Source organism: Salinicola endophyticus (genome assembly GCF_040536835.1).
Taxonomy (GTDB): Bacteria; Pseudomonadota; Gammaproteobacteria; order Pseudomonadales; family Halomonadaceae; genus Salinicola; species Salinicola endophyticus_A.
This window is the reverse complement of sequence record NZ_CP159578.1, coordinates 2311155-2326081: the sequence shown is the minus strand read 5'-3', so window position 1 is coordinate 2326081 and position 14927 is coordinate 2311155. Positions and strand designations below refer to the sequence as shown.

The following is a 14927-nucleotide window of genomic DNA, read 5'->3' as shown; positions in this document are numbered from 1 at the left end:
GCTGTTCAGCGCAGGGGTTGCCATGAACAGGCGTTGGTGCAAGCGGTTAGGCCGCGCCGAGGTCGCTATCGTGCCAGCATTATCAATGGCTTGGGTACTTCATAATGGACATAAGTGATTTTTACGACACGTTCTTCGAAGAGGCCGAGGAGCTTCTGGCGGACATGGAACGCCTGCTGCTCGAGCTGGACGTGGATGATCCCGATGTCGAGGATCTCAACGCCATCTTCCGGGCCGCGCACTCCATCAAGGGCGGCGCGGGTACGTTCGGTTTCACGGTTCTCCAGGAGACGACGCACATCCTGGAGAACCTACTCGACTATACCCGGCGTGGCGAATTGACCCTGCGCCGCGACATCGTCGATACGTTCCTGGAAACCAAAGATATGCTTCACGATCAACTGGATGCCTACCGCAACGGCAATGAACCCGACGCCGAGGCCTTCGAGCGCATCTGTCGCATCCTCCAGCAGATCGCGCAGGACGAGCTGGGTCTGCGCAACGCCGTCTCCGCCACTGCAGCGGCGGAAACACCGGCGGCCGCGCCGGCGCCTGTCGCAGAGCCCGAGCCCGAGCCCCAGCCAGCAGCCTCTGCTGCCAGCGAACCCGCGACCTCTGGGGCGCGTCAGCTCACCATTACGTTGCTTGGGGTGAGTGCCAAGGACCGCGAGCTGCTGGTCGAGGAGCTCAAGCACTTTGGTGACATCGGCGCCCAATCTGGCGACGAGACGCGCTTCCAGGTGAGCCTCGAGAGCTCGGAGTCCCAGAGCGATATCGAAGCGGTGCTCTGCTTTATCATCGAGCCCGAGCAGTTGCAGGTCGAGGTGTCCGCGCCTGTCAGTGCTCCCTCGGCCAGTGCCAGCGCGCCTGCCGCCAGTGCCCACGACGCCGAGCCTGCGTCTGCAGCGTCCGTCCAGGCCAGCGCGCCGGCCGCGGGTGGTCCCGAGGAGAGTGCGGCGACGGCGCCTGCCGCCAAGCCGCCCGCTGCCGGTGGCCCCAAGTCGAAGGCGGCGGCCAAGGCCAAGGCCAAGGGCGGCGAATCCGGCACCATCCGGGTGCCCGTCGACAAGGTCGATCAGATCATCAACCTGGTCGGCGAGCTGATCATTACTCAGTCGATGCTCGAGCAGACCGCTAGCGACATGGATATCGTCTCCCACGGCCCGCTGGTCAATGGCATGAACCTGCTCCAGCGTAACGCGCGCGATCTGCAGGAGGCGGTGATGTCGGTGCGTATGATGCCGATGGACTACGTCTTCAGCCGCTTCCCGCGACTGGTGCGCGATCTGGCCGACAAGCTGGGTAAGGACGTCGAGCTGGTCACCGAAGGGAAATCGACCGAGCTCGACAAGAGCCTGATCGAGCGCATCATCGATCCGCTCACCCACTTGGTGCGCAACAGTCTCGACCATGGCCTCGAGTCGCCTGACAAGCGCGAGGCCGCAGGCAAGTCGCCCACGGGTCGACTGACGCTCTCGGCCCAGCATCAGGGTGGCAACATCCTGATCGAGGTGATCGATGACGGCGCCGGACTCAGCCGCGAAAAGATCCTGGCCAAGGCCCGCGCCAACGGTCTGACCATCCCGGATAACATCAGTGACGACGATGTCTGGCAGATGATCTTCGCGCCGGGCTTCTCCACCGCCGAGCAGGTCAGTGACGTCTCCGGACGCGGCGTGGGCATGGATGTGGTCAAGCGGAACATCCAGGAAATGGGCGGCCACGTCGAGATCATGAGCCAGCCGGGCAAGGGTACCAACACGCGAATCGTGCTGCCGCTGACGCTCGCCATCCTCGACGGCATGTCGATCCGCTGCGGCGAGGAGACCTTCCTGCTGCCGCTCAACGCCGTGCTCGAATCGCTGCAGCCGCTGGACGAGGATATCTACTCGATGGCCGGTGATGACCAGGTGCTCAAAGTGCGCGACGAGTACCTGCCCATCATCACGCTGCACCATGCGCTCGACATCCCAGGTGCCAAGACCACGGTGACCGAGGCGATCGCCGTGATCGTGCAGGGCGAGGGACGTCGCTATGCATTGCTGGTCGATGACCTGATCGGTCAGCAGCAGGTCGTGGTGAAGAACCTGGAAACCAACTATCGCCGGGTGCCGGGTATCTCCGCGGCGACCATCCTGGGTGACGGTAGCGTCGCCTTGATTCTCGATATCGCCGACTTGCATCGCCTCGATCGGCGCAAGTCCCAGCAGCGCCATCAGGCGAAACACCATCATTCAGTGGAGGTACAGCCAGCATGACAGCACAAGCGAGTGTGGCGGCCATCGTCAGCGAGGCAGCCAGCAACGAATATCTGGTCTTCTCCCTGGGCGACGAGGAGTATGCGGTCGATATCCTCAAGGTCCAGGAGATCCGGGGCTACGAGAACGTTACCCGTATCGCCAACGTGCCCGAGTTCATCAAGGGCGTGACCAATCTGCGTGGCGTGATCGTGCCGATCATCGATCTGCGTCTGAAATTCCATCTCGAGAACGTCGAATATGGCGGTCAGACGGTGGTCATCGTGGTCAATGTGGCCGATCGCATCGTGGGTATCGTGGTCGACGGCGTCTCCGACGTCATGAGCCTCACGCCGGATCAGATCAAGCCGGCTCCCGAGTTCGGAGTCACCCTCTCTTCCGACTACCTGAACGGTATCGGCAGTCTCGATGATCGGATGCTGGTGCTGGTGGACATCGAGAAGTTGTTGACTCACGAAGAGATGCAGCTGGTCGACCGTACCGCCACCCAGGGTTGAGCTATCGCTAGCGCGATGTAGATCAAGACCGCAGCCTCGGCTGCGGTCTTGCGTTTGGAGCCCCCGATTTTCGACGTCGTCGCTCTCGACACGTGGCGGCGGTGGGCAAGTCAGGCCGATCGAGGCATCCAGCGGTGCGATGGGGGCCTCATGGGGGAGGCGAATCAGGGATGATTCAGGTGGCGGTCCATTCAGGCCACGTCGATGACAGACCATGGAAGGTTTAAGACAACGCTGTATTAGCCGATATAGCCAAAGTTATCGATTCCGCGCGGTGTCACGCGATTCACGTTATAGCCGACGCAGGCATCGATTAGCGGCACTATCCAACCTTCAGGAATGTAATGACATGTTGAACCTTCGTGATTGGACCATGCGCCGCAAGCTGTGGGCGACCCTGATTCTGATGTGGGTCGGATTGATCATGGTCGCTGGATGGTCACTCTATTCCATGCGCGCCAATCTTTTCGAGCAGCGAACCCAGAGTCTCGAGTACTTCATCGGCAGTGCCAAGCAGCTGGTCGACAGCTACGTCGATCAGGCGCAGCAGGGCAAATTGAGCAAGCAGGAGGCCGAGGCGCGCGCCATTGCCGATCTCTCTCATCTCAGTTTCGGCGCCGATGGCTATCTGTTCGTCTTCGACTCCAAGCTCGATATCGTCTATCACCCGCGCCGCGATACCGGCAGTAGCATGCGTGATTACCAGGACCCCAACGGCAACTATCTCTATCGCGACATGCTCGCTGCGGGGCAGCAGCCGGGCGGTGGCCTGGTGCGCTACGTATCGCGGCGCAGCGGCGGCGACAAGATGTTCGACAAGCTGAGCTACGTCATGCGCGTCCCGGCGTGGGACTGGCAGATCGCCACCGGGGTCTACGTCGATGATATCGACGCCATCATCATGCGTGGCCTGCTGGTCTACCTCGGCCTGATCCTGGCCATCGGCGGCGTGCTGTCGCTGATCATGGCCTGGGTCATTCGTAACGTGCTGTCGCGTCTGGGTGGTGATCCGGGACACGCTCGGGAGCGCGTCCAGCGTATCGCCGACGGAGACTTCACCCAGCCCCTGGCACTCAAGTCCGGCGACGACAGCAGCTTGCTGCACGCCATCGAGGGCATGCGCCAACGGCTCAACGATACCTTTGCCGACGTTCGCGCCAGTGCCGAGTGGGTCAACGTGGGCGCAGGGCAGATCGCCAGCGGTAACCAGGATCTGGCGGTGCGTACCGACCAGCAGTCGGCGGCGATCGTCGAGACCGCCTCGAGCATGGAGCAGTTGACCCAGACCGTGCGTCACAACGCCGACAACGCCGATGCCGCGACCCAGGCTGCGGCGCAGACCCGCGACCGGGCCCAGCAGGGCGGCAGCATGATGCATGATGTCGAATCGACCATGGCCAAGATCCAGGAGAGTTCGCGTCGCATGGCCGAGATCGTCGACATGATCGACAACATCGCTTTCCAGACCAATATCCTGGCGCTCAACGCCTCGGTCGAGGCGGCGCGCGCGGGTACCGCGGGCCGCGGCTTTGCCGTGGTCGCCGAGGAAGTACGTAACCTGGCCAGCCGCAGTGCCGACGCCTCGCGCGAGATTCGCGGCCTGATCGGTACCGCCGGGGAACAAGTGGAGACTGGGGTCGACCTGGTCGGCAAGGTCGGTGCGGCGATGGAAGAGATCGTGGCGTCGGTATCCAGTGTCAGCGGCCTGATGGACGAGATCGCAAGTGCCTCGCGCGAGCAGCGTAGTGGCATCGAACAGGTCAATCAGGCGATCTCCGAACTCGATCAGGTCACCGGTCAGAACGCCAGCCTGGTACAGCAGACCGCCAGTGCCTCGCAGTCCCTGGTCGAGCAGGCCAAACGCCTCGAAGCGGCGCTCGAGCAGTATCGCGTGCAGGCCAGCGATGCGCCTGACAGCCATCTCCAGGTCGGGCGGCAGCCCGCAGCGCGGGCTCGACTGGCGTCAGCGCCGGCCACGGCCTGAGGTAGGACACCGTAGCCAAGACTAAAGTTCGGGCCCGGTGCGCCGATAGCTAGAGCAACTAATAAAGCGGGTACGGGAAGCGTAATCAGCTCGTTACCGTACCCGAAACAATACCAGGGAAACTGCCATGCGAAACAACCAACCCGTGATCGACCGGGAAGTCCCGCTGGACGACGACGCCTATTTGATTTCGCGCACCGATCTCGATAGTCGGATCACCTATGCCAATCCGGCCTTCGTCAGTGTCAGCGGTTTTGGCTACGAGGAGCTGCTCGGGGAGCCGCACAACATCGTGCGCCATCCCGACATGCCGCCGGCAGCCTTCGCCGATCTGTGGCAGACCCTGAAGCAGGGCAAGGCCTGGACCGGGGTGATCAAGAACCGTTGTAAGGACGGCAGTTTCTACTGGGTGCAGTCGACGGTGACGCCGATCATCGATGGCGGAGAAGTGGTTGGTTACACCTCGGTGCGCGTCAAGCCCAGCGACGAGGAGCGCAAGCTCGCCGAGGCGGTCTATCCGCGCATGCTCGCCGGCCGTGGTCGCGGCTACCGCCTGCAGCAGGGGCGTCTGCAACGGCGTGGTGTGTTGGCGGCCCTCGGACGTTTCAATCTGGGCTCGCTCAAGGGTCGTCTGATCGCGATGATGTTGTTTGCGCTCTTGATTCTGGTGGCCAGTGGAGGGGTCGCGGTCTATGCGCTCAATGCCAGCGGCGAGCGCTTGCATACGCTCGCCGAGGAGGGTATGGGCGATCTGGCGCGTCTGCAGAAGATCGATCAGTTGATGTCGAAGGGGCGCGACCTGGTGTCAAAACCGGTCAGTAATCCCATGGCCGCCGATCTGGCACCGGTCAAAACCCAAGTCGATGCCTTGATCGGCGAATTGCAATCCACCTGGCAGGCCTACTATGAAGGTCGCCCGGAGAATCACACTCCCGCGGCCGAGACGTTCGCTGCCGATCTGCAGCGCTATCGGGAGCAGGGTCTGGGCGCGGTGATGAAGGCGCTGGAGGGCGGCGATTTCTACCAGTCCTACGTTGCCTTCAACGATGTCCTGCAGGCGGACAGCGACAAGAGCAGCGCCGATCTCAACGCGCTGGTGAAAGCCAAGCGCAGCAGCGCTCAGGAGATGGTCGCGACCGCCGAAGCGGCTCAGCATCGGGCCCTGATGGTGTTGATCGGTCTGCTGTTAGCTGGTGCCTTGGTGCTGTTGATCATCGGTGCGTCGACGATCCGCGCTGCGCTCAGACCCGTGCGCGAGGCACTCGACTTCACCCGTCAGATCGCTTCCGGCAACCTCGGCGCCGAGCTGAACCAGCGGCGCAAGGATGAACTGGGGCAGTTGATCATCGCGCTCAATGGCATGCGCCAGAGCCTGGGAACCATCGTCGGTGATGTCGATGCCAATGTGGCGGTGGTGCGTCCGGCGACCCAGGATATCGCCCAGGGCAACGAGGATCTGTCCACGCGTACCGAGCAGCAGGCCGCCTCCCTGGCGGAGACGGCGAGCAGCATGGAGCAGATGACCGCGACGGTGAAGCAGAATGCTGACAATGCGCGCCAGGCGAGCCAGCTGGCGGGGGGCGCGGCCGACACGGTCAGACGCAGTGGCGAAGTCATGGGGCAGGTGGTCGACACCATGGGGCGGATCACCGATAGCTCGCGCAAGGTCGGGGATATCGTTGGCTTGATCGACTCGATCGCCTTCCAGACCAATATCCTGGCGCTCAACGCCTCGGTCGAGGCGGCGCGAGCCGGGGAGCAAGGGCGCGGCTTTGCGGTGGTGGCCGGTGAAGTGCGCAGTCTGGCCAGCCGCAGCGCCGACGCGGCCAAGGAGATTCGCACCCTGATCGACAGCTCGAACAATGAAGTCGGGCACGGCGCGGATCTGGTACGCGAGGCCGAAGGCGCGATCGGAGAGGTCGTCGATGCGGTGACCCGAGTCAATGACATCATCAGCGAGATATCGGCCGCCTCCGAAGAGCAGACCAGCGGAATTCAGCAGATCAGTCAGGCGGTGGCACAGATGGACGAGGTGACACAGCAGAACGCCCAGCGCGTGCAAACCAGCGCGGCGTCCGCGGTGGAGCTGCGCACCAGCGTCGACAGCCTGGCACGCTCCATTGCGGTATTCCGGCTTGCCGGAAGTGGTAAAGAGCGGGTGCCCGGTGGTGGCCGAGAGCCGCGCCTGGCGCCTAACCAGGCAGCGTCGAAACGTGCTGCCCCGGCGTTGGTATCGAGCGACAAGTCCCGGGCACGCCCGGCCGGCGGTAACGATGCAGGGGAGTGGGAGGCATTTTGAAAAACGATCAGACCATGTTTGCTGCTGCCAATTCGGAAGCAGCCGATGCCCCGGCGAGCTTCTCTCGCGATCTCGATTTCACCGTGCGCGACTTCGAGCGGGTGCGGGCGTTGATCTACCGGCGCGCGGGTATCGTCATGGCCGACAACAAGCGCGAGATGGTCTATAGCCGTCTGGCCAAGCGCTTGAGGCTACATGGCATGACCCGCTTCGGCGACTACCTGGCGCACCTCGACGCTCGACCGGACTCCGACGAGTGGGAGGCGTTCACCAACGCGCTGACGACCAATCTCACTGCCTTCTTCCGTGAGGCTCACCACTTCCCGGTGCTGGCGGAGGAGATCAAGCGCCGCGGCCCCAGCATCAAGATCTGGTGTGCCGGCGCCTCGACTGGCGAGGAACCCTACTCGCTGGCGATGACCGTGCAGGAAGCGCTGGGTTCGGCGGCGTCGCAGGTCAAGATCCTGGCCACCGACATCGACACCGAAGCGCTCAATACTGCGCGCCAGGGCATTTATCCGCTGGAGGCGGTGGAAAAGCTGGGTGAGGCGCGCTGTCGGCGCTTCTTCCAGCGTGGCAGCGGCGCGCGTGCGGGCAAGGCGCGGGTGCGGCCGGAACTCGCATCGATGATCGATTTCCGCACGCTCAACCTGGTCACTGACAAGTGGTCGCTGAACGCACCTTTCGACATCATTTTCTGTCGTAACGTGATGATCTATTTCGACAAGGAGACCCAGTCGGCGATCCTGCGTCGCTTCGCCTCGCAGATGAAGCCGGATGGTCTGCTGTTCGCCGGTCACTCCGAGAACTTTTCGTTTCTGAATCAGACGTTCCGCCTGCGCGGTCAGACCATCTATACCCTGGCGGCGAATGCCGTCGCCGGCGCCGCGCGAGGAGGGCGCTCAGCATGAAACCTCGGATCAAGGTACTGTGCGTCGACGACTCGGCGCTGATTCGCGATCTGATGACCAAGATCATCGAGTCGCAGCCGGATATGGAGGTCGTGGCCACCGCGCCCGATCCGCTGGTGGCGCGGGATCTGATCAAGCGCCACAACCCGGATGTGCTGACCCTGGACGTCGAGATGCCGCGAATGGATGGGCTCGACTTCCTCGAACGCCTGATGCGCCTGCGCCCCATGCCGGTGCTGATGGTCTCCTCGCTGACCCAGCGCGGCTCCGAGATCACCCTGCGGGCGCTGGAGCTGGGGGCGGTCGATTTCGTCGCCAAGCCCGAGGTGGGCATTCGCGAAGGCATGCTCGAGTATGCCGACATGATCGCCGACAAGGTGCGCGCTGCGGCGCAGGCGCGGCCGCGTCGTCAGCCCGAGACGGCGACGCCGGCGGTGCCCCGCGAGGCGCTCAAGGCGCCGATGCTGTCGAGCGAGAAGTTGATCATCATCGGCGCTTCCACCGGCGGTACCGAGGCGATTCGTCAGGTGCTCGAGCCGCTGCCCGCCAACAGCCCGGCGATTCTGGTGACCCAGCACATGCCGAGCGGTTTCACGCGCTCGTTCGCCGAGCGCCTCGACCGCCTGTGCCGGGTCACGGTCAAGGAGGCCGAGCAAGGCGAGCGTGTGCTACCCGGGCACGTCTACATCGCGCCCGGCGACTGGCACATGCGCCTGGCACGCTCCGGGGCCAACTACGTGATCGCGCTGGACGACACCGCGCCGGTCAATCGCCATCGGCCCTCGGTCGATGTGCTGTTCGACTCGGCGGCCAGCTGCGCCGGCCGTAACGCGGTCGGGGTGATTCTCACCGGCATGGGCAAGGACGGTGCTGCCGGTCTGCTCAAGATGCGCCAGGCTGGGTCGCACACCGTGGCCCAGGACGAGGCCAGCTGCGTGGTGTTCGGCATGCCCAAAGAGGCGATAGCCCTGGGGGGCGCCGAAGAGATCGTGTCGCTGCCGGATATCGCGCGCCATCTGGTACAGCAGATGCACGCTTCCGGTCGCGCACAGCGAGTGTAAAGCTGACGGCGCGGTTGCCGATAATCAGGGCAACCGCCCGCGTATTGACAAGGATTGAGGAAAGACGATGGCTGACAAGAACATGAGCATTCTGGTCGTGGATGACTTCCCGACCATGCGACGAATCGTGCGCAGCCTGCTCAAAGAGCTCGGGTTCGAGAACGTCGAAGAGGCGGAAGATGGTCAGGAAGCGCTGACCAAGCTGCGCGCCGGCGGGTTCGAGTTCGTGGTCTCGGACTGGAACATGCCCAATCTGGACGGTCTCGAGATGCTCAAGGAGATCCGCCAGGATCCGGCGCTGTCGTCACTGCCGGTCCTGATGGTCACGGCAGAAGCCAAGAAAGAGAACATCATTGCGGCGGCCCAGGCCGGCGCCAACGGCTACGTCGTCAAGCCGTTCACGGCTGCCACGCTGGAAGAGAAGCTCAACAAAATTTTCGAAAAACTGGGCAAATGACGCCACAGGAGGGTAGATCATGAGCGGTGCCAACCCTCAAGAGACGGCGGCTCCCGACGACCTGATTCGTCGCATCGGCCATCTCACGCGCATGCTGCGCGACAACATGCGCGAGCTGGGCCTGGACAAGGAGGTCGAGCGCGCGGCCCAGGCGATTCCCGATGCTCGCGACCGCCTGAGTTACGTCGCTTCGATGACCGAGCAGGCCGCCGAGCGGGCGCTCAACGCCATCGACCAGGCTCAGCCGATCCAGAACTCGCTGGAGAGCGAAGCGCTGGCGCTCGACAAACGTTGGGACGCCTGGTTCGCCGAGCCCAAGGAGCTCGACGAGGCCAAGGCGCTGGTCACCGACACCCGCAGCTACCTGCAGGCAGTACCCAAGCAGACCAGCGCCACCAATGCGCAGCTGCTCGAGATCATGATGGCCCAGGACTTCCAGGATCTCACCGGTCAGGTGATCAAGAAGATGATGGACGTCATCCGCGAGATCGAACAGCAGTTGCTGCAGGTGCTGATCGACAACGCCCCGGACAGTGCCGAGCGGCGCGAGCTCTCGGCGACCGTCGCAGCCAAGCAGTCGAATTCGCTGCTTAACGGCCCCCAGATCAACCCCCAGGCCGCCGACGTGGTGAGCAATCAGGATCAGGTCGACGACCTGCTCGACAGTCTCGGCTTCTGAACCGATGCCGCGTCCCCGGCTGGGACGCGGCACTCTCTTTCTCTGCAGGCCGCTCTGTCGATAGTGCTTGATCGGGCAGCTTCTCCCTGCTGAGTTCCCATGCCGCGGCCCTGGACAGGGCCTCGGCCGGTGCGCCGTAGTCGCGCGACAAATAGCCGCCACTTGGGCGTGCTATTTCCGCCTTTGACTTTCCCCGCCGCCACGCAAAATGTCGTCCACGCGATGATGCGCCTCACTGTGGCGGAGTCCGCTTGGCCGAGCAGAACGACAGCGATCAGGAAAAGACCGAACCAGCGACACCTCGACGCCTGCAGAAGGCGCGCGAGGAGGGGCAGGTCGCACGCTCGCGTGAGCTCGCCACCTTCCTGCTGCTGGTCTGCGGTGTCGGCGGACTGTGGCTCATGGGGCATAGCCTGTACGACGACCTGGGCATGGTGATGGAACAGTCGTTCATGTTCGATCGCGGCATGATCTTCGACACCTCGCGCACGCTCAGCCACGTCTGGAGCCTGGGCCAGAGCACCCTGATCGTGCTGCTGCCGCTGTTTTTGCTGTTTGCGGTGGCGGCGGTGCTCGGCCACACGCTGCTCGGTGGCTGGCTGATGTCGGCCAAGTCGATGGCGCCGCAGCTCAGCAAGCTCAACCCGCTCAAGGGGTTGAAGCGCATGTTCTCGACCCAGGCGCTGGCCGAGCTGGCCAAGGCGATCGCCAAGTCGGCGCTGGTCGGCGGGGTCGGCGTCTACTATCTGTGGTCGCACAAGGGTAGCCTGCTCGGACTGATGGAGCTGCCGATACAGCAGGCGCTGGCCACGGCGATGCGCATCGCGGCGATCGGCTGTGGCTTGATCGTCGCCTCGATGATCGTGGTGATCCTGATCGATGTGCCCTATCAGATCTGGAGCCACCACAAGAAGTTGCGCATGAGCCGTGAAGATATCCGGCAGGAGCACAAGGAGAGCGAGGGCGACCCCCACGTCAAGGGGCGCATTCGTTCGCAGCAGCAGGCGATGGCGCGCCGACGCATGATGAGCAAGGTGCCCGCTGCCGACGTGATCGTCACCAACCCGACCCACTACGCCGTGGCGCTGAGCTACGAGCAGACGTCGATGGCCGCGCCCCGGGTGGTGGCGAAGGGCGCTGACGCAGTCGCCGCACGCATCCGCGAGCTGGGCGACGAGCACGGCATTCCCCGACTGGAGGCACCGCCGCTGGCGCGGGCGCTCTATCGCCACGTCGATCTCGACCACGAGATTCCGGCCGATCTGTATACCGCGGTTGCCGAGGTGCTGGCCTGGGCCTTCCGGCTCAAACAGGTAGCGAGCGAAGGGGGCGAGACGCCGCCGACGCCGCACGATCTTCCCGTCCCGCCGAGTCTCGACGATCGCGGTGACGGTACCGATATCCCCAAGGAGGGTGAATGAACGCGCTGACCCAGTGGTTCGGCCGGCAGCAGATGGCCGGCAGCTCACAGTTGAAGCTGCTGGCCGGCCCGGTGCTGATCATCATGATTCTGAGCATGATGATCCTGCCGCTGCCGCCGTTCGCGCTCGATCTCTTCTTCACCTTCAATATTGCGCTCTCGATCATGGTGCTGCTGGTCAGCATGTTCACCGAGAAGCCGCTCGACTTCGCGGCCTTTCCCGCGGTGCTGCTGTTCTCGACCCTGCTGCGACTGTCACTCAACGTGGCCTCGACCCGGGTGGTCCTCATGGACGGGCACGAAGGGGGAGACGCCGCAGGCAAGGTGATCGAGGCCTTCGGTGAATTCCTGATCGGCGGCAACTTCGCCGTGGGTCTGGTGGTGTTCCTGATTCTGGTGGTGATCAACTTCATGGTCATCACCAAGGGGGCCGGGCGTATCGCCGAGGTCGGCGCGCGTTTCACCCTGGATTCCATGCCGGGCAAGCAGATGGCGATCGACGCCGATCTCAACGCCGGCCTGATCGGTGAAGAGGACGCGCGTCGGCGGCGCAGCGAACTCAACCAGGAGTCCGAGTTCTACGGCTCCATGGATGGTGCCAGTAAGTTCGTGCGCGGTGACGCCATGGCGGGGCTCTTGATCATGGTGATCAACCTGATCGGCGGGCTGATGATCGGGATCGGCCAGCACGGCATGCCGTTCGCCGAAGCGGCCAAGACCTATACGCTGCTCACCGTGGGTGACGGCCTGGTGGCGCAGATCCCGGCGCTGGTCATCTCCACCGCGGCGGGTGTCACGGTCTCCCGCGTCAACACCGACCAGGACGTCGGTCAGCAGCTGCTCAGCCAGCTGTTCAACAATCCGCGGGTCATGTACCTCGCCGCCGGCGTGATGACGCTGCTCGGGGTCATCCCCGGCATGCCCAACCTGGTCTTCCTGCTATTCGCGATCGCCCTCGGCGGTCTCGGCTGGTGGCTGTCGCGCCAGAATCAGCAGCAGGCGGCGCAGCGCGTGGAGGAGAAGGCGCCCGCCGCGGTGCAGGAGACGCCCGAGGCGAGTTGGGACGATGTGCAACTGGTCGATACCCTGGGACTCGAAGTGGGGCACCGGCTGATTCCGCTGGTCGACCAGCGCCAGCAGGGCGAGCTGCTGGGACGGATCAAGAGCGTGCGCAAGAAGTTCGCCCAGGACGTCGGTTTCCTGCCCTCGGTGGTGCATATCCGCGACAACCTCGAGCTCAGCCCCAATACCTATGTGATCACTCTCAAGGGGGTCGAGATCGGGCGTGCCGAGGCGTTCCCCGGACGCTGGCTGGCGATCGACCCGGGCCAGGTCTCCGGGGCGATCGACGGCGTCGAGACCGAGGACCCGGCGTTCGGTCTCAAGGCCTACTGGATCGATACCGCCCAGCGCGAGCGCGCGCAGATCTACGGCTACACGGTGGTCGATGCCAGCACCGTGGTGGCGACCCATCTCAACCACCTGCTGCACGAGCACGCCGATGACATGCTCGGCCGCGCGGAGGTGCAGCAGCTGCTGGACAAGGTCTCCGAGCAGCAGAAGTCGCTGGTCGAGGACGTGGTGCCCAAGCTCGTTCCGCTCACCACGGTGCAGCGTATCCTGCAGAACCTGCTCGCCGAAGACGTGCCGATTCGCGATATGCACACCATCCTCGACGTGCTCGCCGAATTCGCGCCGCAGCAGACCGACGCCAACGAACTCACCGCCATTGTTCGCGTGGCGCTGGGCCGTGCCATCACCCAGCAGTGGTTCCCCGGGCACGAGCCGATGCATGTCATCGGGCTCGAGCCGCGCCTCGAGCAGGTGCTGACCCAGGCACTCAACAACGGTGGGGCACTCGAGCCGGGATTGGCCGATACCCTGATGAAGCAGGCCGCCGCTGCAGTCGAGCGCCAGCAGAGTCGTGACGAACCTGCGGTGCTGGTGGTCCAGCACGGCCTACGGGCGCTTTTGGCGCGTTTCCTGCGGCGGCAGATCAAGTCGCTGGTGGTGCTCTCTCAGGCGGAGATTCCCGACGACCGCACGCTGCGAGTCACCGCTACCATCGGTGGTAACGGCTGATGCGGCGCGCGGCGCTGATGGCCCTGACGCTGGCGATGTGCGCTACGCTGGGGATGAGTGCCGCGTTGGCCGCGGCGGCAGGTTCGTGGGTCGGCGCGCTGCCGCGGCAGGTGGTGGTGCCCAGTCAGCGCGCGCTGAGCAGCGATCCGGTCATGCCCCCCGCGCATCTCGGCCGGGCCAGCGTGACCCGCGTGGCCTGGCGCTTCGATGTCGAGGGCCCGGTTCAGGCCCTCGAGGCGCGGCTGTGCCAGGCCGAGCTCTGTGTGGCGCTGAACGCGACCCACGGCAGCACCCGGCGTTTCGCCGGCCGTGATGCCGGGCAGCCGCTGATGTTCTGGTTCCGTCTGCGGCCGCAGAGTGGCGCGCGCGCGGTGATCAGCCACGGTCAGGTCATGGTGGACTTCGACCGTGGCGCACCGCAGCAGCGCGACAAAAAGGCAAAATAGCGTCGCCGAGCCCGGGAATTTGACGGCTAGCGCTGGTCCCGGCGGCGCATAATGGATCGACTGGCACCGCTTTTGGGGTTGGGCCGGACGGGTTAATCACGAGGCGATTCGATGTATACCGTACAGGGCAAGATCGATCAGCGGGCAATGCTCGAACAGTACATGCCAATGGTGAGGCGACACGCGCTCTCGCTGCAGGTCCGGCTGCCCGCGAGTGTCGAACTCGATGATCTGATCCAGGCCGGCATGGTAGGTCTGCTCGATGCCATGGGGCGGTACGACAATGCCCATGGCGCCAGCTTCTCCACCTACGCCAATCAGCGTATTCGCGGCGCGATGATCGACGAGTTGCGTAGCCGCGACTGGATGCCGCGCAGCGTGCGCCGCAATGCGCGGGCGCTCGATCAGGCTGTCGGACGTCTGGAACAGCGGCTCGGGCGCACGCCCGAGGAGCGCGAGATCGCCCAGGAGATGGGCATCTCCCAGAGCGAGTACCACCAGCTGCTGACAGACGCCAACAACGGCTTCCTGCTCGCCTACGACGAGAGCGACAGCGAGAACGGGGTGGGTGCGGTCAGCGAAGGTGGGCCACCTTCACCCTTCGAGGCGCTGCTCGATGGTGACAACCGCGAGCGCCTCATGGCGGCGATCGATGCACTACCGGAGCGCGAGAAGCTGCTGCTGGGGCTCTACTACCAGGAGGAGCTGAATCTCAAGGAGATTGGCGCGGTGCTGGGGGTGAGTGAGTCTCGCGTGTGTCAGCTGCATAGTCAGGCGGTTGCCCGCCTGCGTAGCCGCCTGGTCAACTAGCCGCTTCCTGACAGTGGCCGCGC

At 64.2% G+C, this 14927-nt stretch carries 12 protein-coding genes; all 12 read left to right on the top strand.

Annotated features, from left to right (window positions below):
• The first annotated feature begins 104 nt into the window (after positions 1 to 104).
• The 12 genes from cheA (at position 105) to ABV408_RS10450 (ending at position 14904) form a co-directional block, all read left to right on the top strand.
• Complete coding sequence (gene cheA, locus ABV408_RS10505) at positions 105 to 2258, top strand: chemotaxis protein CheA (RefSeq protein WP_353978923.1); 2154 nt, start codon at positions 105 to 107, stop codon at positions 2256 to 2258.
• Positions 2255 to 2755, top strand: coding sequence for a chemotaxis protein CheW (gene cheW / locus ABV408_RS10500; protein WP_035471726.1), 501 nt, complete (start codon positions 2255 to 2257; stop codon positions 2753 to 2755). Before cheA ends, cheW begins: the two co-directional genes overlap by 4 nt.
• Before the next feature lie 349 nt (positions 2756 to 3104).
• Positions 3105 to 4739, top strand: a complete 1635-nt coding sequence (locus ABV408_RS10495; protein WP_353978922.1) for a methyl-accepting chemotaxis protein — start codon at positions 3105 to 3107, stop codon at positions 4737 to 4739.
• A gap of 127 nt (positions 4740 to 4866) precedes the next feature.
• Positions 4867 to 7038 (top strand): methyl-accepting chemotaxis protein, encoded by a 2172-nt coding sequence (locus ABV408_RS10490; protein WP_353978921.1) that lies wholly within the window; start codon positions 4867 to 4869, stop codon positions 7036 to 7038.
• A 14-nt stretch (positions 7039 to 7052) separates the two neighbouring features.
• Positions 7053 to 7949 carry a CheR family methyltransferase gene (locus ABV408_RS10485; RefSeq protein ID WP_353978920.1) on the top strand — a complete coding sequence of 299 codons (897 nt, stop codon included), beginning with the start codon at positions 7053 to 7055 and terminating at the stop codon, positions 7947 to 7949.
• On the top strand, positions 7946 to 9010 hold the full coding sequence (locus tag ABV408_RS10480) for a chemotaxis response regulator protein-glutamate methylesterase (RefSeq protein WP_353978919.1): 1065 nt from the start codon (positions 7946 to 7948) through the stop codon (positions 9008 to 9010). Before ABV408_RS10485 ends, ABV408_RS10480 begins: the two co-directional genes overlap by 4 nt.
• Before the next feature lie 67 nt (positions 9011 to 9077).
• On the top strand, positions 9078 to 9467 hold the full coding sequence (gene cheY / locus ABV408_RS10475; protein WP_035471732.1) for a chemotaxis response regulator CheY: 390 nt from the start codon (positions 9078 to 9080) through the stop codon (positions 9465 to 9467).
• Positions 9468 to 9486: 19 nt separating this feature from the next.
• Entirely contained in the window at positions 9487 to 10146 is a 660-nt protein-coding gene (gene cheZ / locus ABV408_RS10470) for a protein phosphatase CheZ (RefSeq protein ID WP_353978918.1), read from the top strand.
• A 251-nt stretch (positions 10147 to 10397) separates the two neighbouring features.
• On the top strand, positions 10398 to 11567 hold the full coding sequence (gene flhB, locus ABV408_RS10465; protein WP_353978917.1) for a flagellar biosynthesis protein FlhB: 1170 nt from the start codon (positions 10398 to 10400) through the stop codon (positions 11565 to 11567).
• Positions 11564 to 13648, top strand: a complete 2085-nt coding sequence (gene flhA / locus ABV408_RS10460; RefSeq protein WP_353978916.1) for a flagellar biosynthesis protein FlhA — start codon at positions 11564 to 11566, stop codon at positions 13646 to 13648. Before flhB ends, flhA begins: the two co-directional genes overlap by 4 nt.
• Complete coding sequence (locus ABV408_RS10455; protein ID WP_353978915.1) at positions 13648 to 14094, top strand: flagellar protein FlhE; 447 nt, start codon at positions 13648 to 13650, stop codon at positions 14092 to 14094. Before flhA ends, ABV408_RS10455 begins: the two co-directional genes overlap by 1 nt.
• Positions 14095 to 14205: 111 nt before the next feature.
• Positions 14206 to 14904, top strand: a complete 699-nt coding sequence (locus ABV408_RS10450) for an RNA polymerase sigma factor FliA (RefSeq protein WP_353978914.1) — start codon at positions 14206 to 14208, stop codon at positions 14902 to 14904.
• Positions 14905 to 14927 lie beyond the last annotated feature (23 nt).